This is a genomic window from Qaidamihabitans albus (assembly GCF_016464705.1).
Taxonomy (GTDB): Bacteria; Actinomycetota; Actinomycetes; order Mycobacteriales; family Pseudonocardiaceae; genus Qaidamihabitans; species Qaidamihabitans albus.
Map to the genome: position 1 here is coordinate 46,798 of NZ_JAEHOB010000002.1, position 24,395 is coordinate 71,192.

General features: G+C 72.9%; 28 protein-coding genes and 1 tRNA gene. 14 read left to right on the forward strand and 15 right to left on the reverse strand.

Features of this window, described 5'->3' with window-relative positions; all coding sequences use genetic code 11:
* The first annotated feature begins 76 nt into the window (after positions 1-76).
* The 7 genes from JAP66_RS03420 (at position 77) to JAP66_RS03450 (ending at position 6,977) form a co-directional block, all read left to right on the forward strand.
* Positions 77-1,159, forward strand: coding sequence for a LacI family DNA-binding transcriptional regulator (locus JAP66_RS03420; RefSeq protein WP_199430090.1), 1,083 nt, complete (start codon positions 77-79; stop codon positions 1,157-1,159).
* A gap of 187 nt (positions 1,160-1,346) precedes the next feature.
* Positions 1,347-1,739: a peptidase inhibitor family I36 protein gene (locus JAP66_RS03425; RefSeq protein ID WP_199430091.1), complete on the forward strand. Its 393-nt coding sequence runs from the start codon at positions 1,347-1,349 to the stop codon at positions 1,737-1,739.
* A 205-nt stretch (positions 1,740-1,944) separates the two neighbouring features.
* Positions 1,945-2,018, forward strand: a tRNA-Arg gene (locus tag JAP66_RS03430).
* Positions 2,019-2,670: 652 nt separating this feature from the next.
* Entirely contained in the window at positions 2,671-3,483 is an 813-nt protein-coding gene (gene folP, locus JAP66_RS03435) for a dihydropteroate synthase (RefSeq protein ID WP_199430586.1), read from the forward strand.
* A gap of 122 nt (positions 3,484-3,605) precedes the next feature.
* The gene (locus JAP66_RS03440; protein WP_199430092.1) at positions 3,606-5,432 is read left to right on the forward strand and encodes a transketolase; all 1,827 of its coding nucleotides are present in this window, start codon (positions 3,606-3,608) and stop codon (positions 5,430-5,432) included.
* A gap of 37 nt (positions 5,433-5,469) precedes the next feature.
* A complete protein-coding gene (locus JAP66_RS03445; protein WP_199430093.1) occupies positions 5,470-5,907 on the forward strand; it encodes an SRPBCC family protein in 438 nt (145 codons plus the stop codon).
* Positions 5,907-6,977: an NAD-dependent epimerase/dehydratase family protein gene (locus JAP66_RS03450; protein ID WP_199430094.1), complete on the forward strand. Its 1,071-nt coding sequence runs from the start codon at positions 5,907-5,909 to the stop codon at positions 6,975-6,977. Before JAP66_RS03445 ends, JAP66_RS03450 begins: the two co-directional genes overlap by 1 nt.
* Before the next feature lies 1 nt (position 6,978).
* On the opposite strand, the gene JAP66_RS03455 is transcribed toward JAP66_RS03450, so the two are convergent.
* Positions 6,979-8,154: a site-2 protease family protein gene (locus JAP66_RS03455; RefSeq protein ID WP_199430095.1), complete on the reverse strand. Its 1,176-nt coding sequence runs from the start codon at positions 8,152-8,154 to the stop codon at positions 6,979-6,981.
* 125 nt (positions 8,155-8,279) lie between these two features.
* Between JAP66_RS03455 and JAP66_RS03460 the strand changes: the two genes are divergently transcribed.
* Both JAP66_RS03460 and JAP66_RS03465 read left to right on the forward strand, forming a co-directional pair.
* The gene (locus JAP66_RS03460) at positions 8,280-8,504 is read left to right on the forward strand and encodes a Rho termination factor (RefSeq protein WP_199430096.1); all 225 of its coding nucleotides are present in this window, start codon (positions 8,280-8,282) and stop codon (positions 8,502-8,504) included.
* Between the two features lie 52 nt (positions 8,505-8,556).
* On the forward strand, positions 8,557-8,832 hold the full coding sequence (locus JAP66_RS03465) for a hypothetical protein (RefSeq protein WP_199430097.1): 276 nt from the start codon (positions 8,557-8,559) through the stop codon (positions 8,830-8,832).
* Positions 8,833-8,870: 38 nt separating this feature from the next.
* Here the strand turns inward: JAP66_RS03465 and JAP66_RS03470 are convergent, their stop codons facing one another.
* Together JAP66_RS03470 and JAP66_RS03475 are read right to left on the reverse strand one after the other, a co-directional pair.
* The gene (locus JAP66_RS03470) at positions 8,871-9,188 is read right to left on the reverse strand and encodes a DUF2795 domain-containing protein (protein ID WP_199430098.1); all 318 of its coding nucleotides are present in this window, start codon (positions 9,186-9,188) and stop codon (positions 8,871-8,873) included.
* Positions 9,189-9,271: 83 nt separating this feature from the next.
* Positions 9,272-10,603 (reverse strand): aminotransferase-like domain-containing protein, encoded by a 1,332-nt coding sequence (locus tag JAP66_RS03475; protein ID WP_199430587.1) that lies wholly within the window; start codon positions 10,601-10,603, stop codon positions 9,272-9,274.
* 95 nt (positions 10,604-10,698) lie between these two features.
* On the opposite strand from JAP66_RS03475, the gene JAP66_RS03480 reads away from it, so the two are divergent.
* Together JAP66_RS03480 and JAP66_RS03485 are read left to right on the forward strand one after the other, a co-directional pair.
* Positions 10,699-11,496, forward strand: a complete 798-nt coding sequence (locus JAP66_RS03480) for an alpha/beta fold hydrolase (protein ID WP_199430099.1) — start codon at positions 10,699-10,701, stop codon at positions 11,494-11,496.
* A 232-nt stretch (positions 11,497-11,728) separates the two neighbouring features.
* The gene (locus JAP66_RS03485) at positions 11,729-12,283 is read left to right on the forward strand and encodes a hypothetical protein (protein ID WP_199430100.1); all 555 of its coding nucleotides are present in this window, start codon (positions 11,729-11,731) and stop codon (positions 12,281-12,283) included.
* 22 nt (positions 12,284-12,305) lie between these two features.
* Here the strand turns inward: JAP66_RS03485 and JAP66_RS03490 are convergent, their stop codons facing one another.
* The gene (locus JAP66_RS03490) at positions 12,306-13,460 is read right to left on the reverse strand and encodes an NAD(P)/FAD-dependent oxidoreductase (RefSeq protein ID WP_199430101.1); all 1,155 of its coding nucleotides are present in this window, start codon (positions 13,458-13,460) and stop codon (positions 12,306-12,308) included.
* Positions 13,461-13,540: 80 nt separating this feature from the next.
* Positions 13,541-14,440 (reverse strand): RNA polymerase sigma-70 factor, encoded by a 900-nt coding sequence (locus JAP66_RS03495; RefSeq protein ID WP_199430102.1) that lies wholly within the window; start codon positions 14,438-14,440, stop codon positions 13,541-13,543.
* 68 nt (positions 14,441-14,508) lie between these two features.
* Here JAP66_RS03495 and JAP66_RS03500 point away from each other — a divergent pair, with 68 nt between their 5' ends.
* Complete coding sequence (locus tag JAP66_RS03500) at positions 14,509-15,768, forward strand: NAD(P)/FAD-dependent oxidoreductase (RefSeq protein ID WP_199430103.1); 1,260 nt, start codon at positions 14,509-14,511, stop codon at positions 15,766-15,768.
* 33 nt (positions 15,769-15,801) lie between these two features.
* Positions 15,802-17,202, forward strand: a complete 1,401-nt coding sequence (locus JAP66_RS03505) for an amidase (RefSeq protein ID WP_199430104.1) — start codon at positions 15,802-15,804, stop codon at positions 17,200-17,202.
* Here the strand turns inward: JAP66_RS03505 and JAP66_RS03510 are convergent, their stop codons facing one another.
* The 5 genes from JAP66_RS03510 to JAP66_RS03530 are packed head-to-tail and all read right to left on the reverse strand — an operon-like array spanning position 17,203 to position 21,156.
* Positions 17,203-17,469, reverse strand: a complete 267-nt coding sequence (locus JAP66_RS03510; protein WP_199430105.1) for an HPr family phosphocarrier protein — start codon at positions 17,467-17,469, stop codon at positions 17,203-17,205.
* Positions 17,470-17,485: 16 nt separating this feature from the next.
* Complete coding sequence (locus JAP66_RS03515; protein WP_199430106.1) at positions 17,486-19,000, reverse strand: PTS fructose transporter subunit IIC; 1,515 nt, start codon at positions 18,998-19,000, stop codon at positions 17,486-17,488.
* The gene (locus JAP66_RS03520; protein ID WP_199430107.1) at positions 18,997-19,449 is read right to left on the reverse strand and encodes a PTS sugar transporter subunit IIA; all 453 of its coding nucleotides are present in this window, start codon (positions 19,447-19,449) and stop codon (positions 18,997-18,999) included. The genes JAP66_RS03515 and JAP66_RS03520 overlap by 4 nt, the downstream gene beginning before the upstream one ends.
* A 1-nt stretch (position 19,450) precedes the next feature.
* Positions 19,451-20,398 carry a 1-phosphofructokinase gene (pfkB, locus tag JAP66_RS03525; RefSeq protein ID WP_199430108.1) on the reverse strand — a complete coding sequence of 316 codons (948 nt, stop codon included), beginning with the start codon at positions 20,396-20,398 and terminating at the stop codon, positions 19,451-19,453.
* Positions 20,395-21,156 carry a DeoR/GlpR family DNA-binding transcription regulator gene (locus JAP66_RS03530; protein ID WP_199430109.1) on the reverse strand — a complete coding sequence of 254 codons (762 nt, stop codon included), beginning with the start codon at positions 21,154-21,156 and terminating at the stop codon, positions 20,395-20,397. The genes pfkB and JAP66_RS03530 overlap by 4 nt, the downstream gene beginning before the upstream one ends.
* Positions 21,157-21,303: 147 nt before the next feature.
* Between JAP66_RS03530 and JAP66_RS03535 the strand changes: the two genes are divergently transcribed.
* Positions 21,304-22,326, forward strand: a complete 1,023-nt coding sequence (locus JAP66_RS03535) for an iron-containing redox enzyme family protein (protein ID WP_199430110.1) — start codon at positions 21,304-21,306, stop codon at positions 22,324-22,326.
* An 11-nt stretch (positions 22,327-22,337) separates the two neighbouring features.
* Here the strand turns inward: JAP66_RS03535 and JAP66_RS03540 are convergent, their stop codons facing one another.
* Genes JAP66_RS03540 through JAP66_RS03560 form a run of 5 tightly spaced genes read right to left on the reverse strand, consistent with a single transcriptional unit; the run spans position 22,338 to position 24,195 of the window.
* On the reverse strand, positions 22,338-22,547 hold the full coding sequence (locus tag JAP66_RS03540; protein WP_199430111.1) for a CDGSH iron-sulfur domain-containing protein: 210 nt from the start codon (positions 22,545-22,547) through the stop codon (positions 22,338-22,340).
* The gene (locus JAP66_RS03545) at positions 22,519-23,172 is read right to left on the reverse strand and encodes a HemK2/MTQ2 family protein methyltransferase (protein WP_199430112.1); all 654 of its coding nucleotides are present in this window, start codon (positions 23,170-23,172) and stop codon (positions 22,519-22,521) included. Before JAP66_RS03545 ends, JAP66_RS03540 begins: the two co-directional genes overlap by 29 nt.
* 8 nt (positions 23,173-23,180) lie before the next feature.
* On the reverse strand, positions 23,181-23,444 hold the full coding sequence (locus tag JAP66_RS03550; RefSeq protein ID WP_307849422.1) for a DUF4235 domain-containing protein: 264 nt from the start codon (positions 23,442-23,444) through the stop codon (positions 23,181-23,183).
* Entirely contained in the window at positions 23,441-23,782 is a 342-nt protein-coding gene (locus JAP66_RS03555) for a DUF3618 domain-containing protein (RefSeq protein WP_199430113.1), read from the reverse strand. The genes JAP66_RS03550 and JAP66_RS03555 overlap by 4 nt, the downstream gene beginning before the upstream one ends.
* On the reverse strand, positions 23,779-24,195 hold the full coding sequence (locus JAP66_RS03560) for a phage holin family protein (protein ID WP_199430114.1): 417 nt from the start codon (positions 24,193-24,195) through the stop codon (positions 23,779-23,781). The genes JAP66_RS03555 and JAP66_RS03560 overlap by 4 nt, the downstream gene beginning before the upstream one ends.
* Positions 24,196-24,395 lie beyond the last annotated feature (200 nt).

The following is a 24,395-nucleotide window of genomic DNA, read 5'->3' on the forward strand; positions in this document are numbered from 1 at the left end:
TCCCTGAAACCCTTCCGCCAGAATGTCTTAAGCGCTTCAGAAGAGGCAAGGGATTTTCTGTCCTTAGACTGCGCGGATGGGAACGACGCGACGGCGGCAACCGACACTCGACGATGTGGCGGCGGCCGTCGGCGTGTCCCGTGCGACGGTGTCCAACGCGTACAACCGGCCCGACCAGCTCTCCGCCGACCTGCGGGAAGAGGTGCTGCGAGCGGCTCGGCGGCTCGGCTACGCGGGCCCCGACCCGGTGGCCCGCAGCCTCGCAACCAAGCGGGCGGGCGCGGTCGCGTTCATGCTCGACAGCGGGCTCTCGGCCGCGTTCTCCGACCCGGCGCTGTCGATCACCCTCGACGCGCTCGCGACCACCATCGATCCCGAGGGGCACGCCCTGCTCCTGCTGCCCGGCGGCGACGACGGCGGGCCGCGCGCCGGGCGGGTGCTCGCCGCACAGGCCGATCTCGCCGTGGCGTACTCGCTAGCCGACGGCGCGCAGGCACTGCGAGCGGTCCGGGACAGGGGACTGCCACTCGTCGTGATCGACCAGCCCGTGGTGCCGGGCTCCGCGCGGGTGGGCACGGACGATCGCGGCGGCGCGGTCGCCGCAGCGCGGCACCTGCTCGAATCGGGCCACCGGCGGTTCGGGATCGTCTCCGCGCAGTGCCTGTCCGAGCCGCGCGGCGGGCCGATGACCACGGAGCAGGCGATGAACAGCCGCTTCCTCGACAACCGCGAACGGCTCGCGGGCTACCTGGAGACGATCGCCGCGGCCGGGATCGACGCGAGCACCGTCCCGGTGTGGGAGACCTCGGGTATCGCCCGCGAGCAGGCGCTGGAGGCGGCCGGCGGCCTGCTGGACCGGCAGCCACGGCCGACGGCGCTGTTGTGCATGTCCGACGAGCTCGCCCTCGCCGCACTCGCGGCCGCCAGGCTGCGAGGGCTGCGCGTGCCGCGTGACCTGTCCGTCGTCGGCTTCGACGACACCCCGCCCGCGCGCTGGTCCGAGCCCGCGCTGACCACCGTGCGGCAGGACCTGGTGGGCAAGGGCCGCATCGCCGGGGAGCTGACGTTGCGCCTGCTGGCCGGGCACCGGGCGCCGGCGCCGGTCACACTCGGCGTCGAACTCGTTGTCCGCGGCTCGACCGGCCCCTCCCCCGAATAGCATTCCGCCGTCCACCGCACAACCGTTTCCGCGAAATTGTGGACAGCCCGCCACGAAAGGGTGGAGGGCAACTACCTGTCCACAGGAGTGGAATCACGGGCTGACAGAACGCCATGCCTTTCGACATCGTGGACCCAGCACATTCCACGGCGAAGAGATTCGCTCCGACACTGGGGAGATGCACAACATGAGTCGACACGTTCCGGTCCGCGGTGGCCGGGTTTCGCGGGTACTCCTGCTCGCCGCGCTCGGTCTGCTGTGCGGGGCGGGTACCGCCGGCGCGGCCGGTGCGCCGCCACCCGAGTTCGCCTGCGCCAAAGGCGAGTTCTGCACCTGGAGCGAGGAGTTCTACAACGGTTCGATCACACGATTCGATCTGCGTACCACCAATCCGGGTGAATGCGTGCCTCTTCCCGAGGGGGCCGAGGGGCACTCGTTCGGCAACCGGATCGACCGGCACGTCACCGTGTACCAGGACGAACACTGCGCCACCGAAGGCGACTTCAGCACGTTCCCGGGGCCGGGCACCTTCGTACCGCAGGCGCCGTACCTCGTAAGGGCAGTGCAGATCTGGGACTGAGCGCGGCTACGGGCCGCGCTGAACGACCGGTGGTGCCGGGGCCGAGGCGGCATCCTCAGCGGGATTTCTCGAACGGGTGTGACGCGCGCCCCATCAAGCCGAGTGAGACGGAGGTGAAACGATTGGTCGGTATCCGACGATCAGGGGTGTAGCGATGACTAAGCTGGTGACCAGATGTGCGCGGGACCAGCAGCGGTCGACGCGGGCCCTCGTAGCTCAGCTGGATAGAGCAAGAGCCTTCTAATCTCTAGGTCGCAGGTTCGAGTCCTGCCGGGGGCACTCCGCTTTGAACAGCGGAAACACCCGGAGAATGGGCGGGGGTTCACCGCTGAGACACAGCACGTGACCTGGGGCTCCCCGCGGCGGGCCACGCCGCCGGGAGACCACCCGGAGCCCCGTCCGGTGGCCACCTCTGCCCGGTATCGGGCCCGCCGGGGGATCCAGCGACATGCCGCCCTGACGCCCCGCTTTCACTACGACTCGGTAACGAATGGCGCGTACGGAAGTTGGAACGGCGTTTCCAGCGCTGCTCGCGGTGCCCGTCCATCCAGCGAAACCCGTCGAGCACGCGGCGCCTACGGAAATGCGGTGCCAACGGAAATGCGGTGCCAACGGAAATGCGGCGAGTGACATTATCGCCGAGTAGCGAAACGGGCCCACGGCAAAAGGGAATCGCCCGGCGGGCAGAGGCCGGAATTTCCGGGCCACCTTGACCGCCGGAAGAGGACGTCGGCGGCAGGCGTGTACACCACTCGAACGATGACGCGCGGGGCGCCCGGAGCCGGACCGGCGGCCACGCCGACGCCGCCGGCCTGGTCGGCGTATCGTCGGCATCCGTCGACCCGCCCGAGTTGGAGGCCACGTGCAGCCGAGTCCCGCGGTGGAACTCCGATTCCGCGGCCGCCCGGTCCGGCGCGACCGGGCGCTGATCATGGCGATCATCAACCGCACGCCGGACTCGTTCTACGACAAGGGGTCGACCTACGCCTTCGACGAGGCGCTGCGCGCCGTCGACGCCGCCGTCGGCGATGGCGCCGACATCGTCGACATCGGCGGCGTGAAGGCCGGGCCGGGCTCCGACGTGGACGTGGCCGAGGAGATCCGACGGGTCGTTCCCTTCGTCGCCGCCGTCCGGGCCCGCCACCCCGGGGTGACCATCAGCGTGGACACGTGGCGGGAGGAGGTCGGCAGGCAGGCATGCGCGGAAGGCGCCGACCTGATCAACGACACGTGGCAGGCCGCCGACCCGCGGCTGGCGGAGGTCGCCGCGGAGTTCGGCGCGGGATACGTCTGCTCGCACACCGGCGGTGCGGTCCCGCGGACCCGGCCGCATCGCGTGCACTATGCGGACGTGGTCGCCGCCGTGGTCGCCGAGGTCACCCACAAAGCGGAGCAGCTGGTGGCTCTCGGCGTCCCCCGCGAGGGCATCCTCATCGACCCGACGCACGACTTCGGCAAGAACACCTGGCACGGCCTCGAACTGCTGCGCCGGGTACGCGAGCTCACCGACGGGCCGTGGCCGGTGCTCATGGCACTGTCCAACAAGGACTTCGTCGGCGAGACACTCGGCGCCGACCTGCACGACCGGGTCGACGGCACGCTCGCCGCCACCGCGATCGCCGCGTGGGAGGGCGCCGCGGTGTTCCGGGCACACGAGGTGCGCCGCACCCGGCAGGTACTGGACATGGTCGCAGGCATCCACGGAACCCGCCCTCCGGCCCGCTGTATCCGCGGCCTCGCCTGAGCCGCAGTGTCCGCGCCCCGTGCGCACGTGTCCGCGCCCCGTGCGCACCGCGCCGCCGTACCGCCGTCACAGGGCGCGGACACGGGTGTGTGAGCGCGGGCCGCACCGGGTAGTCCCCGCGCATGAACGACTTGGCGGAACTGGGCCAGCAGCTACGGGTGGACGCGGTCCGCGCTTCGGCGGCCGTCGAGTCGGGGCACCCGACGTCGTCGATGTCCGCCGCCGACCTGATGGCCGTCCTGCTGGCGAAGCACCTGCGTTATGACTTCGACACGACCCAGCATCCGGGCAACGACCACCTGATCTTCTCGAAGGGGCACGCTTCCCCGCTGCTGTACGCGATGTTCACCGCGGCCGGCGCGATCTCGGACGAGGAGCTGCTCACCTACCGGACGGCGGGGAGCCGCCTGGAGGGCCATCCCACGCCGCAGCTCCCCGGCGTGGACGTGGCCACCGGCTCGCTCGGGCAGGGACTGCCGATCGGCACCGGGATCGCGATGGCGGGCCGGCACCTCGACGAGATCGACTACCGCGTGTGGGTGCTCTGCGGTGACAGCGAACTCGCCGAGGGCTCGATGTGGGAGGCGTTCGAACAAGCCGCGCACAGCGAGCTGGACAACCTGATCGCGATCGTCGACGTCAACCGGCTCGGCCAGCGCGGCCCGACCAGGCACGGCTGGGACACCGCCGCCTACGCGCGGCGGATCAGCGCGTTCGGCTGGCACACCATCGAGATCGACGGGCATGACATCGACGCGATCGACCGCGCCTACGCCGAGGCACTGGCCACCACCGGGCGGCCGACCGCAATCCTGGCGCGCACGAGGAAGGGCCGCGGGGTCGCCGCGGTCGAGGACCAGGAAGGTGCGCACGGCAAGCCGCTGCCCGACACCGAGCAGGCCATCACCGAGCTCGGCGGCCGCCGCGAGATCCGGGTCCGGGTGGCCGACCCGCTGCCGGTTCCGGAGCGGAAGCCGCTCGACACCACCGCGCTGAAGACCACCGCCTACGAAATGGGTACCGAGGTCGCCACCCGCACCGCGTTCGGCGAGGCGCTGGCCGCGCTCGGCGACGCCCGCTCGGACGTGGTGGCACTCGACGGCGAGGTCGCCGACTCGACACGGCTCGGCTACTTCGGGCAGGCGCACCCCGATCGCTTCTTCCAGTGCTACATCGCCGAGCAGCAACTGGTGGCGGCGGCGGTCGGCATGCAGGTGCGCGGCTGGATCCCCTACGTCGCGACGTTCGCGGCGTTCCTCAGCCGCGCGTACGACTTCCTGCGGATGGCCGCGGTCAGCGGCGCGGACCTGTGCGTCATGGGCTCCCACGCCGGGGTCTCCATCGGCAGGGACGGCCCCTCGCAGATGGGGCTGGAGGACATCGCCGCGTTCCGCGCCCTGTGGCGCAGCACGGTGCTGTACCCGTGTGATGCGAACCAGACCGCGCATCTCACGGCGGCACTGGCCGACCTGTCGGGCATCTCCTACCTCCGCACCACGCGCGGCGACACGCCGGTCATCTACGGGCCGGACGACACCTTCCCGGTCGGCGGAAGCAAGGTGCTGCGCTCCTCCCCCGGCGACCGGGTCACGATCGTGGCGGCAGGCATCACCGTGCACGAGGCGCTGAGCGCGGCCGACCGGCTGGCCGACGCGGGCATCCCGGCAAGGGTGATCGACCTGTATTCGGTCAAGCCCGTCGACGTGGCGACCCTGCACGAGGCCGCGGCGGACACGGGCCGCATCCTCACCGTCGAAGATCACTGGCCGCAGGGCGGTCTCGGGGACGCGGTGTTCGACGCCTTCACCGACCTGGACCCTGTGCCGCGTTTCGCCAAGCTCGGCGTGCTCGCCCTGCCCGCTTCGGCCGCCCCGGACGAGCAGCTCCGGCACGCCGGGATCGACGCGGAGGCCATCACCGAGGCCGCCACGGCTCTCGCCGGGGAGTAAGGGGTATATCCCGGGGCCGGGTGGGTACCTGGGACGTATGGCCGAATTCGAGCATCAACGCGAAATTTCCGCCGACCCGCAGGCGGTCTTCGAAGTCGCGACGAGCATGCGGACACTGAGCAGCTGGGCACCCGAGGGAGTGGAGGTCGAGCAGGCCGACACCCCCGGCAAGCTGCACGCCTGGGTCTCCAGCGGCAGTGAGATCTACGACGCCGAGGGCTTCGTCAGCGTCGACCGCGACGAGCGGCGCCTGGAATGGGGCGGCACCGGCGACGAGGGCTACGACGGCTGGCTGCAGATCGACCCGGACGAGCGAGACTCGGAGCGGCACAGCATCGCCACCATGCACCTCACCTTCGCCGGTGAGCAGCCGGAGGCACTGGGCGGCGAGTTCACCGAGGAGGCCGACCGGCGGATCGAGCAGTCACTGGATCGCCTCGCCGCACTCGTGGCCGAGCGACTGGGAGGTGAGTGATGAGCGACGGACTCCGGGTGGTCGTCACGGGAGCGACCGGCAACATCGGCACCAGCGTGGTCGAGGCGCTCAGCCAGGACCCGCGGGTGGGCTCCATCGTCGGCATCGCTCGCAGGCAGCCGGAATGGTCGTTGCCCAAGCTGGAGATCGCCACCCTCGACCTCGCCGCCGACCCTCCCGGCGAACGGCTCGACGCGCTGTTCACCGGCGCCGACGTGGTGATCCATCTGGCGTGGCTGTTCCAGCCGACGCACGACCCGGTCACGACCTGGCGGGCCAACGTACTGGGCAGCGTGCGGGTCTTCGACGCCGTCGCCCGCTGCGAGGTGCCCACGCTCGTTTACTCGTCGTCGGTGGGCGCCTACTCGCCGGGGCCGAAGGATCGCCGGGTCGACGAGCACTGGCCGACGCACGGCTGGCCCGAGGCCGCCTACACCCGCGAGAAGGCGTACCTGGAACGGGTGCTGGACGGGTTCGGGCGGGCGAACCCGCAGACCCGGCTGGTGCGCATTCGCCCGGCGTTCGTGTTCAAGCGGGAGTCCGCCTCACAGCAGCGCAGGCTCTTCGCCGGCCCGCTGCTCCCGACCGGCCTCGTCCGGCCGGGCTTCGTTCCGGTCGTACCCGACCTGCCCGGGCTGCGCGTGCAGGCCGTGCACTCCGCCGATATCGGCGAAGCCTTCCGGCTGGCCGCGCTGAACCCGGTCCGTGGCGCGTTCAACGTCGCCGCGGAGCCGGTGGTGGACGCGTCGCTGTTCGCGGAGCTGCTGCACGCGCGTACCGTGCGGATGCCCGCGTGGCCCGCCAGGGCCGCGCTGTCCGCGGCGTGGCGGCTGCACGCGCTGCCCGCCTCGCCCGGCCTGTTCGACGCGGTACTCCGGCTGCCGTTGATGGACACCACGCGCGCGAAGACCGACCTGGCGTGGACGCCGCGGTACACGGCGTCGGAGGCCGTCGCGGAGTTCCTCACCGGCCTGCGCGAGGAGGCCGGGATGCCGACGCCGCCACTCGCGAAACCCTCGCGCGGCGACCGGCTCCGCGAGCTGAGCAAGGGCGTCGGCAGCCGACCCTGAGTCACGCCCGGCGGTAGGGCGCGGTGGTGATGTCGGCGCCGCCGCCCTGCCAGCCTGCTTCGAGACCCTGCAGCGTCACCGTGCGGCTGATGTCGCTGGGCGTGACGATGCCGACCAGCTCGTCGCCCTCGAACACGAGCGCCCGGCCGTCGGTGCAGCCGCTGAGCCGTTCCAGGAGGTTCGTCAGCCGCTCACCGGGTTCGGCGAGCGGGATCTCCTCCGGCGGGCACGCGACGTCCTGCAGCGTGGTCGTGTCCCGGCGGTCGGGGGCGACCGACTTGAGCCGGTTGAGTGTGATCAGTCCCTGCAGCCGCCCTTCGGGACCGAGCAGCGGGAACGCCGAATGGCGACGGGCCAGCGCGACGTCGCGGAGGAAGTCGCCGACGCTCATCCGCCCGTCGGCGGTGTCCGGATCGCGGCTCATCACATCGCCGACGCGCACACCGGCCAGCGCCGACGTCACCTCCGTCTGGCGTTCCTCGGCGCTGGCCATGCTGGCGATGAACAGGCCGATCAGAATCCACCACAGGCCGTCGCCGAAGCCCGCGAACAGCAGTCGCCACGCGCCGAGGAACACCAGCGCGAAACCGAACCCACGGCCGGCCCGTGCGCTCCAGATCGCCGCGCGGGTACGGTCGCCGCGCCATGCCCACAGCGCGGCCCGCAGGATCCGGCCGCCGTCCAGCGGCGCGGCCGGAACGAGGTTGAACACCGCGAGCACGACGTTGATCACCGCCAGGTAGGTGGGCACCGCCGTGACGAGCGGGTCGGCCCCGGCCAGGACGGTGAGCCAGGTGACGAGGCCGAACACGGCGGCCACGAGCACGCTCATCAGCGGACCGGCAGCCGCAATGCGGAGATCGCTCCCGGGCGAGCGGGCCTCGCCGCGCAGCCGTGCGACGCCACCGAGCAGCCAGAGCGTGATCTCGTCGGCAGGCACGTCGTGCCTTCGCGCGACGACCGCGTGGGACAGCTCGTGCGCCAGCAGCGACGCCAGGAACAACAGGGCCGCGATGGTGGCGGCCAGCAGGTAGACAACTGTCGGATAGCCGGGCAGAAGCGCCGGCCAGCGCGCCAGGCCGAGGCCGAAGACGAGTACCGCGAGGATGCCGAGGACGCTCCAGTGCACGCCCACGCGAACCCCGCCGATGCGGCCGAGTTTGATCGTCGGGTTCATCAGCTGCCTTCCCGTCGACGTCTGTTTTCGGCTACCCGTGGCGGGTTACGGCAAACCGGACACCGCGGTTAGGGCCCTGCGCCGCTGGCAATCCGATGAACAACAGCGACGAAGGGTGTGGCGTGATGGCGCAGCGGAACCTGGACACGATGACGATGGCGGAACTCGCCGAGGAGGCGCACCGCGTGGGCATCCAGAACGTCGAGCACATGAGCACGGAGGAGCTACGGGAGGCGATCGAGCAGCAGAAGGAGACGAACGCGGTACAGCCACCTCTGCGCGAGGACGAGGAGTACAACGAGCGGGGCGAGAGCAGCATGCCGCCGGGATGGGAGAACTTCCCTGGCTAGCCAGCGCGTCGTCCCCGGTTTGCCTGTCGTCACGCGGGGCTAACCCCTGAACATGGCAACCGATCGACCACAGCCGGGGAAGAACCGGCACGCGGCGGAGGTGGGTCCGGCTCACTACGACCGGTCGACCGTGGCGTACGCGCTGTCGGCGGGCCCGTGGCGGGACTGGGACGAGTTGCTGCAGTGGCTGCGCGGCGACGGTCCGGGCGCATCCGGGCTCACTCCGGACGAGCTGCGTGGCCTGCGGCAGGACGCGGAGCGCGCGTGCGAGCGTGGAGCGCCGTTCAGCGGTGACCTCGACCGGATGTGGGCCGAGTTGCACCGCTGAACGGCCCTGAACGGTAGCGACAGCGCCGGAGACGCCGGTCAGCTTCCCCGGTTCTCGCCGAGTTCCTCGACGATCGGATGGCTGGAGACGTCCTTCTCCTGCTGGCTCAGCCCCGGCTTGACATGCCGCCTCCGCCGCTCCGCCGTGCCGGAGTCCGGTGGCCCGGGGTCGAGCGGCACGGAGTTCTCGACCTCGTCGAGGTTCGAGTACTCGACCGGCGGGATGGAGCTCAGCGCCCGGATCGTGTCGCCGTCCGCACCGGCCCGCTCCGCGTCGCGCACCAGCTCGTCCTTCTGTGCCGGGAAGTCCGCGTCGGACAGGGCTGTTCGCAGCCGCTCCACATCGGTCGTCGCCATTGGTGTCACCTCCGTCCGCCTGGCTACCCGGACACGGCCACCCGGAAACTCGTCCATAGTGGACACATCGGGGGACGGCCCGGTCACGAGTACTCGTCGTCCGGCGCCGCCCGCGCCAGCCTCGCGAGCACGTCGAGCGCGGCGGCCAGGGTCGCGGCGGGCGGAGCGGACAGCGCCAGCCGCACCGCGCTCGGCGCCCGGCCCGAGCCGACCGCGAAAGCGCCCGCCGGGGTGACCGCGATTCCCCGCCGCGCCGCGGCCGCGACGAAGGTCTCCGCCCGCCACGGCGGCGGCAGCTCCCACCAGCAGTGGTAGGCACCCGGGTCGGCCCGGACGGTGAAGCCCCCGAGCCGGTCCCGCACGATCTCCTGCCTGGCGGCGGCGTCTCCCAGCTTCGCCCGCTGCACGGCGGCCGCCGTGCCGTCCCCGATCCAGCGGGTCGCCGCCTCCAGGGCGAACCCCGGCGCCGCCCACCCTCCCGAACGCAGCGCCGCGGCGAGGCGGTCCACGCCGCCGGCCGGCGCGACGGCGAAACCGACGGAAAGGCCCGGCGCCAGCCGTTTGGACAGGCTGTCGACCAGCACCGTGCGCTCCGGCGCGTACGCCGCGAGCGGCGGTTCCTCGCGCAGGAACGCGTAGATGGTGTCCTCGACGGCCGGGACGTCCAGTTCCCGCAGGGTCGCGGCGACGGCCGCGCGCCGTCCCGGCGGCATCGTGACGCCGAGCGGGTTGTGCAGTGTCGGCTGGAGGTACACGGCGCGCAGCGGCCCGGCACGGTGAGCCGCCACGAGGGCATCCGGCACGAGGCCCTCGTCGTCGGTGGCCAGCGGCACGAGCGTGACGCCCAGCCGTGCCGCGATCCCCTTCACCACCGGGTACGTGAGTGCCTCGACCCCGAGCCGCCCGCCTGCCGGCACGAGCGCGGCGATCGCGGCCGCGATCGCCTGCCTGCCGTTGCCGGCGAACAGCACCCTTTCCTCGTCCGGGGTCCAGCCCGCGCGGGCGAGCAGCCCGGCGGCCGCCGCGCGGGACCGCGGCGTGCCGGCGACCCCGGCCGGCCGCAGTGCGGCGCCGAGGGCGTCCGGCCGGGCGAGGCCGTCCAGCACTCGTGCGAGCAGCTCCGGCTGGCCGGGCAGCACCGGGAAGTTCAGCTCCAGATCCACCCCGGCCGGGGCGGGCTCGGCCAGCGCGAGATCCGGCGGCGGCTGTGCCGCCCGCACGTAGGTGCCCCGGCCCACCTCCCCGACGACCAGCCCGCGCCGCGTCAGTTCGCCGTACACCCGCGCCGCCGTGGAGCTCGCGATGCCGTGCCGGCGCGCGAACCGGCGCTGCGGTGGCAGCCGGTCGCCCGCCGCGAGCCTGCCGGCGGCGATGTCGGCGGCGACACGGTCCGCTATCGCCCGGTAGTCGTCCATCCTGCCCATCCGAATTGCACCGAGGACATTGTTTCTATTGCACTGAGATAATGCTCTCGATAGTGTCGGGTGGTCAACCACGAAAGGGAACGGGCATGAACGTGGCCAGGGTCAACGAGATCACCGTCGGGTACGACGACCAGGGCGGCGGCGACCCGCTCGTGCTGGTCCACGGTCACCCGTTCGACCGTTCGATGTGGCGGCCGCAGATCGACCACCTCAGCCGGGCCGGCCATCGGGTGATCGCCCCCGACCTGCGCGGCTACGGCGAGACGACCGTGGTCGCGGGCAGCACGCCGTTCGAGACGTTCGCCCGCGACATCACCGGCCTGCTCGACCACCTCGGCATCGGCACGTTCGCCCTCGGCGGCCTCTCCATGGGCGGCCAGATCGCGCTCGAACTGCACCGGCTGTTCCCGGACCGGATCCGTGCGCTGCTGCTCGCCGACACCTCGGCGCGGGCGGAGACGCCGCAGGGCCGGGCATGGCGGCACGACCTCGCCGACCGGCTGGTGCGCGAGGGGATGGCCCCGTACGCGGCCGAGGTGCTGCCCAAGATGGTGGCACCGCACAACATCCGCACGCTGCCGGACGTCGCCGAACACGTGCTCGGCATGATGCGCGCGACCTCGCCGGAGGGTGCCGCGGCCGCCCTGCGCGGCCGGGCGGAGCGGCCGGACTACGTGGACATGCTCGCGGAGATCGCCGTGCCGACGCTGGTCGTGGTCGGCGCCGACGACGAGTTCACCCCCGTCGATGTCGCCGAGTCCGTGCACGAGCGCATCCCTGGCGCCACACTGGCCGTCATCGAAGGCGCGGCGCACATGCCGAACCTGGAGCGTCCCGACGAGTTCAACCGTGCACTGCACGCGCTCCTCATGTCCGCCTCGTAGGCACCTCCGTGAGGCGCCTGTCCACAACGGACTTCGGCGTGGGCGCCGCACAGGCCCGGTGATTACCTTTCGTTGCGGGGACAACACTTCCCGTAGTTAAGCGCTCGCGAGGCCGAATAGCCTCGCACAGCCCTCTCAAGTTTTGGGAAGAATACCCGAATGTCGCCCCATCGGGTGGTGCTCTACGGTAGACAGAGCGCCGCTGCGCCTCCGAGCACGAAAGGTCTTCCCGGTGAACGACGACGTGTCGGTGACCAGGCTCTCCGACGACGGGTGGAACGAGCGGGTTCCCCCGGCGCCGCGGTCGCGCCTGCGTGTGTTCGCCGTCATGACCGCCGTCGTGATCGGCTGCGGAGTGGCCGCGTTCCTCGTCAAGACGGTGCCCGGCGACAACGACCGGCAGGTCGACCGGCCCGACGAGGTCCGGGTCATCACGTTCCCCGATCGCACCCCGGGCGTGGACGTCACGCTCACCTCGACGCCCGCGGCCACGCTCACCGGCACCACCAGCCGTAGCACGGAGACGACCACGACCAGCTCCGAAACCTCCAGCGAGACGGAACCGAGCTCGCGGACCGAGGAGGAGACGTCCACCTCGGCGACCGAGGACTCCAGCACGGCGCCCGGCACGACCCAGCCCTCACGCACCGGCTCGGAGCAGCCGACCAGCCCGCCGCGCACCTCGGCACCGCCGACCACCTCCAGCGAACCGGGCGGCGGCGGTGACGGCGGTGATGACGACGACGATGACGACGGCGGCTGCCGGTGGATCTGGCCGTTCTGCTGAGGCCCGCGCGGCCGGGACGGCGTCAGTACCGGCGAGCCGGTAGGTAGGGGCCGGACCTGGCGGCCGTCATCCGGGCACCGCGCACCACGGCCTCCTTCACCCGAGCGGCGGTGCCACCGGTCAGCACGGTCCGATGTGGACGGTCGGCCGGGTCGACGAACTGGATCACGCCGTCATGCCTGCCCAGGCTGATGCACCGGATCAGGTAGCGGAACCGGAACGGTCCCGGCTCGCGCCCGGCCAGCCGTGCCACGAGCGCGTCGGCCGCGTACTGCCCCACCGGCAGCCCCGTGGCACACGACATCCGCAGCTCCCGCCCGTCCGGCCGGTGGGCCGCGGCGCTGTCGCCGACGGCGTAGACCTCCGGATGCGACACCGACCGCATCGTGCCGTCCACCACGATCCGGCCGCTGCCGTCCACGGCGAGCCCCGCCTCGGCGGCCAGCGCCGGGACCGTGAAGCCCGCCGCCCAGACGGTGAGGTCCGCGGCGACGGCCCGCCCGCCGGTGAGCACGACCTTGCCTTCGGTCACCTCCTCGACCGCCGCATCCGCGTGCACCTCGACGCCGAGCCTGCCGAAGGCGCGGCGCAGGTGCGCCCGGCCGCGCGGCGACAGGTCCGCGCCCGGCTCCGTGCCGCTCAGCAGCCGCACCCGCAGCCCGCTGTACGTCTCGGCCAGCTCGGTCGCCGTCTCGATACCGGTCAGCCCGCCACCGACCACGGCCACCGCACCACCGTCTGCCGCCAGCGCACCCGCACGGTCCCGCAGCGCGCGGGCGCCGTCGACGCCGGCCACCGTGTACGCGTGCTCGGCCACACCGGCGGCGCCGCTCGTGTCCGCCACACTTCCCAGCGCGTACACCAGGGCGTCGTAGCCCAGCGGCTCACCGAGCGTGTCGACCCACAGCTCGCGGCGGCCCGCGTCGAGCGCCGTCACCCGGCCGACGACCAGTTGGATCCCCGTGCCGCGAACCAGGTCGGCGAGCGCGTGCTCGCGCGGGCGCTGGTTCGCCGCGACCTGGTGCAGCCGGACGCGTTCCACGAAGTGCGGGCTCGCGTTGACGAGCGTCACGCGAGCGCTCCGCGTCCTGCGGGCCACCCGTCCGGCCGTCGCGAGGCCCGCGTACCCGGCTCCCACCACCACGATGTGCTGTCCCTGCCCTGTCTCCGATTTCACCGTCGTCTCCTTCCACGCCGCTGGTCACCACCCGAACCGCGTGGCGGGCCGGTTCCTGACACCGCGGGACGTGGCCTCGGTCACAGGACCTGCGTGGCGAGATAGCCGAGCTTCCCGGGGTTGTTGACCGTGCGCACGGCGGCGACCCGGCCGTCGGCGATGTCCAGCACGACCGCCACCAGCAGCTGCCCCTCGGCGATCCCGAGGATCGCGGGCTCACCGTTCACCTCGGTCACGGAGGTGCGGAGTCCCGGGACGTCCCGGCTCATCCAGCCGCTCAGGTAGCGCGCCACCCGCCGTGCGCCGCGCACCGGCCGCCGGGCGGCGGAGGTCCGCCCGCCGCCGTCGGCCCACGCCACCACGTCGTCGGCGAGCAGGCTCTCCAGCCGCCCGAGGTCGCCGCCCCGCGCCGCGGCGAGAAACCGTCGCGCGATGCGGTGCCCGTCCTCGCGGGAGGCGGCGAACCGCGGCCGTTCCTCGGCGATGCGCGACCGTGCGCGCCGGTAGAGCTGCTGGCAGTTCGCCTCGGTCAGATCGAGGATCCCGGCTATCTCCCGATGGCCGTAGTCGAACGCCTCCCGCAGCACGAACACGGCGCGCTCCGGTGGCGTGAGCCGCTCCAGCAGGAGGAGGAAGGCCATCGAAACCGTGTCGCGCCGCTCCACGGTGGCGAGCGGCCCCTCGACGCCGTCACCGGTGGCCACGGGTTCCGGGAGCCAGGGCCCGACGTAGCTCTCGCGGCGTGCGCGGGCCGAGGTCAGCCGGTTGAGACAGAGGTTGGTGAGGACCTTCGTCAGCCACGCGGCCGGATTGCGCACGGCGGCATGATCGGCGGAGTTCCAGCGCAGGAAGGTGTCCTGCACGGCGTCCTCGGCCTCGCTCGCCGAGCCGAGCAGCCGGTAGGCGACCGCGAACAGGCGGGGCCGCTCGGCCTCGAACTCCCGCAACTCCCCGGGCTCGACGGACACGGGACCGAGCATACGGCGGCGGGCACATCCGGTTCCGCACCCGCGGGGCGGGTTGCCGCCGCGACCGGCGCGGGCGGAGCATGGCGGCCGTGACGCACACACAGCACCGGCCGGAGCACGTGGTCGTCGTCGGGGCCGGTCTCGTGGGCCTGTCCACCGCCTGGTTCCTGCGCGAGCACGGCATCGACGTCACCGTGCTGGAGCGCGGCCACGTCGGCGCGGGCGCCTCGTGGGGCAACGCCGGGTGGCTCTCCCCCGCGTTCGCGGTGCCGCTGCCCGAACCGGCGGCCCTGCGGGCGGGCCTGTCCGGGTTCATGTCGCCGTCGGCGCCGCTGTACGTACCCGCCGGCCCGGACACGGCGCTGGCGCGCTTCCTGCTCTCGTTCGCCCGCAACAGCACGCAGCGGCGGTGGCGGGCGGCCATGGCCGCGCTGGTGCCGCTGAACCTGCGGGCACTCGAGGCGCATGACACGCTCGCGTCGGCCGGTGGCGTGGTGAGCAGGCCGATGGAGCCGTGCCTCGTCGCCGCGCACACCGAGGCGCAGTGCCGCGCGGTGGTCACCGAGCTGGAGCACGTGCGGGCGGCAGGCCAGCCAGTGGAGTTCGACCTGCTCAGCGGGCCGCGGGCTCGCGAACTGGAACCGATGCTGAGCGGCGAGGTGGGTTGCGCGCTGCGCCTGCACGGCCAGCGCTACATCGATCCGGGCGGCTACGTCGAGGCGGTGGCCGCCGCGCTGCGGGCGAAGGGCGGCCGGATCGAGGAGGGCGTGCCGGTCACCGGCGTGCGCGAGCAGGCAGGCGGCGCCGAGGTACGCACCGGCCGGGGTCGCACGCGTGCCGACGCGGTGGTCCTGGCGACCGGCGCGCTGCTGAACCGGCTGGCGCGGCCGTTCGGTGTGCGCAGGCGGGTACAGGCAGGGCGCGGCTACAGCTTCAGCGTGGTGCCCGAGCGGATGCCCGCGGGACCGGTGTACTTCCCGTCGCGGAAGGTGGTCTGCACGCCGCTCGGCGGCCGGCTGCGGGTGGCCGGGATGATGGAGTTCCGGCACGCGGACGCACCGCCGGACCCGCGACGGATCGCCAGTGTGGTGGCCGCCGCCCGACCGTTCCTGCGTGGCGTCGACTGGGACTCGCGCACCGACGAGTGGGTGGGCGCGCGCCCGGTGACCAGCGACGGGCTGCCGCTGGTCGGGCCGACGCTCTCCCCGCACGTCTTCGTCGCGGGCGGGCACGGCATGTGGGGCATCACCCACGGGCCGGTGACCGGCAGCCTGCTCGCCGACACGATCGCCACCGGCGCGCCGCAGGCGGAGCTCGCCGCCCTGCACCCGCTGCGCTGATCGCCGGGTCCCCGTAGCGAACGAGGAGATGACGTGCACTTCGACGACGCCGTGGCCCTCGCGGCCGCGATCCGCCGCGGGGAGGTGTCCAGCCGGGAGGCCGTGACCGCACACCTGGACCGCATCGAGCGGGTGAACCCGGCCGTCAACGCCGTCGTCACGCTCACCGCGGAGCGCGCGCTCGCGCAGGCCGCGCTGGCCGACGACCGGCTGGCCGCGGGCGAGGACACCGGCCTGTTGCACGGCGTGCCGGTCGCGCACAAGGACCTCGCGGCCACGGCCGGAATCCGGACCACCTACGGCTCCCCGATCTTCGCCCACCACGTGCCGGACCACGACGACCTGGTCGTCGAGCGGATGCGGGCGGCAGGTGCGATCACGGTCGGCAAGACCAACGTTCCCGAGCTCGGCCTCGGCTCGCACACGTTCAACCCGGTCTTCGGCGTCACCCGCAACCCCTACGACCTCGACCGCAGCGCGGGCGGGAGCAGCGGCGGCGCAGCTGCCGCGCTGGCCACCGGAATGGTGCCGCTCGCCGACGGCAGCGACACCGGCGGCTCGCTGCGCAACCCCGCGTCGTTCTGCAACGTCGTCGGGCTGCGGCCCTCCCCCGGCCGCGTGCCGTCGTGGCCGTCCGCCGCGCCGTGGTCGCCGCTGGCGGTGAGCGGGCCGATGGGGCGCACGGTCGCGGACACCGCGCTCCTGCTGTCGGTGCTGGCCGGGCCGGACCCGCGCTGTCCGCTCGCACTGGAGGCGCCCGGCGCGGACTTCCGGCCGCCGCTCGACGCCGATCTGCGGGGGATGCGGATCGCCTGGACCCCGGATCTCGGGGGCACCGTGCCGGTGGACCGGGAGGTCAGGGACGCGCTCCTGCCAACCCTGAGCGCCTTCACCGACCTGGGCGCCTGCGTGGAGGAGGCGTGCCCCGACCTCACCGGCGCCGACGAGGTGTTCCGCATACGCCGTGCGTGGCAGCTCGAACTGGCCTACGGCGCCCTGCTCGACGAGCACCGCGAGCGGCTGAAACCGGACGCCGTGTGGAACATCGAGCAGGGCCGCGCGCTCACCGGACCCGACCTCGGCCGCGCGGAGCGGCTCCAGGCGGCGCTGTACCACCGGGTCCGGGAGTTCTTCGAGCGCTTCGACGTCCTGCTCGCCCCGGTCAGCCAGGTCGTGCCGTTCGAGGCCGGGCTCGTCCACCCCGGCTCCGTGGACGGCGTCGAGATGCGGACCTACCTGGACTGGATGGCCAGCTGTTACCTGATCTCGGTGACCGGCTGCCCGGCGCTGTCGGTGCCCGCGGCGTTCACACCGGGCGGCCTGCCCGTCGGCCTTCAGGTCGTCGGGCCGCACCGCGGGGACCGCAGGGTGCTGCGCGTCGGCCATGCCTTCGAGCGGGCCGTCGGGGCCGGGCAGCGCCACCCGATGCCGTGATCAGGTGTCGTGGTCGGTGGCGAGGAGCGCGGCGAGCTCGTCCAGCGCGCGGCCGGCCTCCGGCCCGTCGGCACGCAGCACCACCTCGTCGCCACCGCGCGCGTTGAGGCCGATCACCGACAGGATGCTGCGGGCGTCCACCGGCTCGGCACCGTCCTTGCCGATGGTCACCGGCACGGGCTGGGCGGCGGCCGCCTGGGTGAACAGCGCCGCGGGCCGGGCATGCAGGCCGACGGCGGAACCGACGACGACTCGGCGTTCGATCATGGTCTTCTCCTCGTGTTCAGACGGTGACCGGCTCGGCGGTCGCCGCGCTGGTCGTGGCGGTACCGGTCCTGTTCCGGCCGATGTTCTTGGCCACCAGCAGGCAGCCACAGGTGACGGCCGTGCCGGCGGCGATCGCGAGCAGGTACAGCAGTGGCGAGCCGATCAGCCCGACCACCCAGATACCGCCGTGCGGGGCGAGGGAGGTGGTGCCGAAGGCCACGGCAAGGGCTCCGGTGGTGGCGCTGCCGACCATCACCGACGGGATGACCCGGAACGGATCGGCCGCGGCGAACGGGATCGCGCCCTCGGTGATGAACGAGAGCCCGAGCAGCCAGCCCGCCTGTCCCGCCTGCCGTTCGGCCCTGGTGAAGAGGCGGGCGCGGACCACGGTGGCCAGCGCTAGGCCCAGCGGCGGTGTCATGCCCGCGGCCATCACCGCGGCCATGATGAGCGTGTCGCCGCTGGCGAGCGCCGCGAGGCCGAAGGTGTAGGCCACCTTGTTCACCGGGCCGCCCATGTCGAAGGCCATCATCAGGCCGAGCAGGCCGCCGAGCAGCCATGCGGCGCCACCGGAGAGGCCGGAGAGCCAGTCGGTCATGCCGGTCTGCACGGCGGCGATCGGCTCGCCGACGACCACGATCATCAGCAGCCCGACCACCAGGGTCGCGATGAGCGGGATCACCACGACGGGCATCACTCCGGCGACACCGCGCGGAACGCGCAGCCGCTTGAGGCCCATCACGACGGCACCGGCCAGCAGGCCGGACACCAGGCCGCCGAGGAAGCCAGCCCCGATCGCCGAGGCGAGCAGGCCGCCGACCACGCCGGGGGCGATACCCGGCCGGTCGGCCATGCCGAACGCGATGAACCCGGAGAGGATCGGCACGAGCATCTCGAACGCCGTCGAGCCGATCTTGAACAGCACGCCCGCGATCCCGGCCTGGCCGAACAGGTCGGACAGTTCGGCGACGCCCTCGTACTGCACGCCCCGGTACTCGCCGCCGTCCACGATGGCGGCGATCTCCGCCCCGCCGATCATGAACGCGATGGCGATGAGGATGCCGCCCGCGGCGACGAACGGGATCATGTAGCTCACCCCGGTCATCAGCCACTGGCGCACTCGCGTGCCCGCACCGGCGCCCCCCTCGACCTTGCCGGCCAGTTCCGGGCCCGGCGCCGCCCCCGCCGGGGTCTCCTCGCCCGCAACCGATTCAGCCGGCTCCGCCGACTCAGCGGCCCGGCTCGCCTCGGCGATCAGCCCGGCACCGTCGTTGATGGCGGCCTTGACCCCGGCGGTCACCGTCGGTTTGCCCGCGAACCGTTCCCGGTCCCGGACGTCGACGTCGGCGGCGAAGACCACCGCGTCAGCCTCCGCGATCTGCTGCGCGGTCAGCGGAGCCGAGCCTGCCGCGCCCTGGGTCTCGACGGCGATCTCGTGCCCGGCCGCCTTCGCTGCCTGTTCGAGCGACTCGGCGGCCATGTAGGTGTGCGCGATGCCCGTGGGGCACGACGTGACGGCGACGAACCTCATCGTCCCAGCACCTCCCGCCGAACGAGCTCGACGACGGCGTCGGCGTCCGGTGCGGTGTGCAGCGACTGGCGGAACGACTCGTGCACGAGGCGCCGCGCGAGCGAGGCGAGAACGGTCATGTGCTCGTCACCGCCGCCCTCGGGGGCGGCGATGAGGAAGATCAGGTGGGCGGGCCCGTCGGCGGCGCCGAAGTCCACTCCGGACTCACTGCGGCCGAAGGCGAGGGTCGGTTCGGTGACGTGCGCCGAGCGGGCGTGCGGGATGCCGATGCCGCCCTCCAGCCCGGTCGGCATCTGCTCCTCGCGCCTGCGGAGGTCGGCGAGGAAGCCGTCGACGTCGGTGACGCGGCCCGCGCCGGCGAGCCGTCGCGCGAGGTCTCCGGTGACCTCGGCCCGTTCGGTGCCGGCCAGGTCCAGATCGACCAGGTCGGCGGTGATCAGTTCGGCCATGTCAGCGGCCCTCCTCGAGTACGCGGTCGGCGTCGACCGCGGGATGGATGGTGACGTCGATGCGCCGGACGTCGGCGGGGGCCGGCATCCGGCTGCCGGGCAGTCCGGTGGCCGCGGCAGCCCACGCGAGTGCCACGGCGAGCGCGGCGGAGCCTTCGCCGCCCGCGGCGAGGAACCCGGCCAGCAGCGCGTCACCGGCGCCCACGCTGCTGCGGGCGGCCGCGACCGGCGCCTCGCCGTGCAGTGCCCCGTGCTCGTCGACGAGCACGGCCCCGTCCGGCCCGAGGCTGGCCAGCACGGCCCGCGCGCCGCGGGCGCGCAGCGCCCCGGCAGCCTCGACCACGGCGCCGAGGGTCGGCACCGGCAGGCCGGCGCACTCGGCCAGCTCGTCGCGGTTGGGCTTGACGAGGTCGGGCCCCGCGGCCAGGCAGCGGGCGAGCGCCGGCCCCGAGGAGTCGACCGCGGCCCGGACGCCCACCGCCCGTGCCCGGGCGACCAGGCGTGCGTAGCTGTCGGTCGCCGCGCCGGGTGGCAGGCTGCCGCAGCCTGCCAGCCACGCGGTGCCCTCGCCGCACGCGGCGAGCGCGGCGTCGAGCAGGGCGCCGGTCTCGGCGGCGGTGCAGCCGGGGCCGGGCAGGTTGAGCTTGGTGACCGTGCCGTCCGGCTCGGCGAGGGTGATGTTGGTCCTGGTGTCCCCCGCCACGGCCACCTCGTGCACCGCCACGCCCTGCGCGTCGAGCAGCTCGGTGAGCCGCCTGCCCTCGGCGCCACCGGCGAACAGCACGGCGGCCGTCTTGCGCCCGTGCGCGGCGAGCGCCCGCGACACGTTGACGCCCTTGCCGCCAGGATCGACGTGCGCCCGCCGGGCCCGCGAGACCTCGCCACGGCGCAGTGCGGCGATCTCGACGGTGTGGTCGATGCTCGGGTTGGGCGTCATCGTGACGATCATGCGCGCACCACTTCCGGACCGGCCGCGGCGAGCCGGTCGGCGATGTCGGCGTCGATGCCGGAGTCGGTGATCACCCTGTCCACTTCGGACAACCTGCCGAACCGCGCGAGGCAGTCGTTGCCCGCCTTGGTGTGGTCGGCGAGCACCACGACGCGGCGGGCCGCATGGATCATCGCGCGTTTGACCGCGGCCTCGCCCGTGTCCGGGGTGGTCAGACCGCGTTCCGCCGACATGCCGTTGGTGCCGAGGAAGGCGACGTCGACGTAGGTGTCGGCGAGCGCGCGCAGCGTCCAGTCCTCCACCGCGGCCATCGTGCGGCCGCGGACCTTGCCGCCGAGCAGCAGGACGGTGAGCTGCGGGCGGACGGCGAGGGACGCCACGAGCGGCACGGCGTTGGTGACGACGGTGAGCTCGCGGTCGTTCGGCAGGATCTCGGCGAGCCGCGCGGTGGTCGTGCCCGCGTCGAGCAGTATCGAGCCCTCCCGGGGCAGCTCCGCGAGCGCGGCCTTGGCGATGCGCTCCTTCTCCGCGGTCAGCACGGCGTCGCGGTCGGCAAGGCCGGGTTCGAACCCGAGGCGCTCGACGGGGATCGCGCCACCGTGCACCCGGCGCAGCAGCCCCTGCCGTTCGAGCACGGTGAGATCCCGCCGGATCGTCTCGGTGGTGACGTCGAAGTCCGCGGCGAGCTCCGCGACGTCGGCTCGCCCTTCGGCGCGTGCCCGCTCGACGATGCGCTGCTGACGCTCCTGTGCGTACATGTGGCTTCCTTGCCGAGTCTATGTGGCTTTGATTGGTTATATGTGGGAACAGGTGGCCGTGTCAACCCCGGCGTGTACGGGTGCGGCGGCGTGGGTAGCCGCTTTCCCGGCGCCGAGCCGCACCCGAGCACCCGATGGAGGTCCTTCATGGCCGCACCCCTGGCCGAACGCGACGCCGCGCACGACGCCGCCGCGCTGCCACTGCCGCGAGGACCGCTGTCCGCGGCGATCGTCAACGCGCTCGCGCGCAGCCCGCGGCCGGACTGCCTCCTGCCCGCCGACGCGAGCAGGGCCGATCCGTACGGCGACGATCTCCAGCTCGCACTCCAGGTGTGCTACGAACTGCACTACCGCGGGTTCTCCGGGGTGGACCCGGACTGGGAGTGGAACCCGGACCTGCTGCGCACGCGCGGCGCACTGGAGAGGGAGTTCCTCGGCGCGCTACGCGCCGACACGCCCGGCGGCGCCGACGTGGAAGGCGCGCTGGAGGAACTGCTCACCGAGCCCGCCGACGACGGCGCCGGGCTGACCGGCAGGCTCGCCGCCGACGGCACCTGGCCGGAAGTGCGCGAGTACCTGGTGCACCGCTCGATCTACCACCTCAAGGAGGCCGATCCGCACGCGTGGGCCATTCCGCGCCTGCGGGGCCAGGCGAAGGCGGCGCTGGTCGCCGTCGAGTTCGACGAGTTCGGCGGCGGGCACGGCGAGCGCATGCACTCCAAGCTCTACGCCGACCTGCTCGCGGGGGCGGGGCTGTCTCCCGCCTACCTCGGCTACCTGGAACACGTTCCGGCGCACGCGTTCGCGCCGGTCAACATGATGTCGATGTTCGGCCTGCATCGGGCGCTGCGCGGCGCGCTCGTCGGGCACTTCGCCGCCGCCGAGATCACCACGGCGCCCAGCGCGCAGCGGATGGTCCGCACGCTGCGGCGACACGGCGCCGACGAGGCCTGCGTGCGGTTCTTCAGCGAGCACGTGGAGGCCGACGCGGTGCACGAGCAGGTGATGCGCCACGAGGTGATCGGCGACCTGCTCGGCCGCGAGCCGGAACTGGCGGCGGACGTGGTGTTCGGCATCCAGGCCACCGAACTGCTGGAGGGGCGGCTCGCCGATTTCGTGCTCGGCTGGTGGCGGCGCGGTGAGTCCTCGCTGCGGCAGCCCCTCGACTGAGCCCGCTTGAATCAGCGCCTGCGGCGTCGACGGTGGCTGGTGTCGCAGAACGGGTACGTCCGGCTGCGGCGGCAGGCACACAACGCGACCCGGAACCGGTCGGAGGTGACGGTCCCGCCGCCGGGCAGTTCGACCTCGACGGGGCCTTCGACCAGTACGGGGCCGCCGGGGATGATGGTGACCCTGCGGGGCTCACGCTCGTCGTTCGGCGCGGTCGGCACGAATCACCACCAGCTCCTCGTCGCGGGCGCCCGGTTCGATCAGCCCGTGCCGTTCCAGGTATCCGGTGCGGCCACGCAGCACCGGGCCGAACGGTACGCGGCGGCGCGCGACGACCGACGCCTTGAGCCCGGAGTCCCGCAACCGGACGAGCGTGCCGTCCGTGTCACTGATCGCGGACTGTACGAGCAGCAGGAAACCCTGCTCGGACAGCAGGTCCGGCGCCGACGCGCACAGTGGGTCGAGCACGTCCCTTCCGTCAATTCCCGCGTCCCACCGGAAGTTCCGGCCGCCCGAGGGCGCGCAGGGCACGTACGGCGGGTTCGCCAGCACGACATCGAACCTGCCTCCGGGCAGGTCACCGCGGAGATCGCCCCGGCGTACGCGCACCGGCAGGCGGCGTGCCCGGGCGTTGAGCCAGGTCACGGCCAGCGCCCGGCGGGAGAGGTCCAGCGCGGTCACCGAGGCCGCGCCCGCGCGGGCGGCGGCGACGGCCAGCGCGCCCGCTCCGGTGCACAGGTCGAGCACCCGTGCTCCGGGCGGTACCGCCGCGGAGCGGACGGCGCTTTCGAGCAGCCACGTGTCCTCCTGCGGCCGGTACACGCCCGGCACTCTCAACAACCACACCGGCGGGCTCAGCCGTCGCCGGGCCAGTCGCCGGTCGCCTTCTCGTACCCGGTGGCGCTCGCGCGGTCGACGGCGGCCTTCACGGCACCGAACACCGCGCCCTGTAGCGCCGCCGCCAGGACGACATGGCGCCAGCCGTAACCGCGATCGGTCGCGCTCGGCGCGTCCGGCTCACCGGTAACCCGGCGCCACACCTGCTTGAACACGACGCCCGCGAGCACGCCACCCGCGGCACTGACCGCCATGCTCAACGGCCGGTAGAGAACCTTCACTGCTGCCTCCTGCGCACGATGAGGCGGACCAGGATCACCGCCAGCACCGCGGCGCCGACGATCGGTGCGGGGTTGCGGCCGACGGTGCCTGCCACCTTCTCCACCCGGTCGGCCGCGGGCGGCGGCAGCTTGTCCCGCATCAGGTCCCTTGCCTGCTCGGTCCGCTCGTGCAGCTGCTCCTTCGCGCGCTCCGGGACGTTCGCCTTCTCGGCAAGGGCCTGCACCGTGTCGCCGAGTTCTTCGCGGGTGAGCTCGATGTCGGTACGGGCCTGCTCGGCGTCGCGGGGGAACTCCCGCTCCGTACCGCTCTCGGCACGCGGCTCCTCTGGTGTGTTCATCGGCGCACCCTTTCCTTCACGGACTCCACGTCGCGCTGCACGCTCGTGGTCGCCTCCTCCGGTACCGGTGGAACGGCCCGCTGCACCTGGCTCTTGCCGACCAGCCCCAGCACGCCGGCGACGAGCAGCAGCCCACCGCCGATGATCAGGGCTGACGCCCACCCGGGCAGCACCAGAGCCAGCGCGAGGACCGCGGCGGCGATCAGCGTCGCGGCACCGAAGAGCGCCGTCACCCCGGCGGCGCCGGCGAGCCCGGCACCGGCACCGAAGCGCTTGCCCTTGTGCTGCATCTCGGTGACGGCGAGTTTCATCTCGTCGCGGACGAGCCTGCTGACCTGTTCGGACATGTCGCTGACCAGCTGCGACACGGAACGGTCCTCCAGCGCTACATCGCGACGTTCCTCGTACACCATGACTACCTCCGTTCGTCGGCGGTGACCGGCGCTGGAAGTGCTTCTCTCGTACGATGAGCGGTTGCCCCGGCGCACCCGGGGCCAAACCTGCGACGCCCTGCGGGAATGGGCCAACGCTCTGGTGCAAAATGCCCAAAACGAGTTTCACCAGCCGCAAGATCGACGTCGGACCGTGACATACGAACGCGTGTGGGTGGACG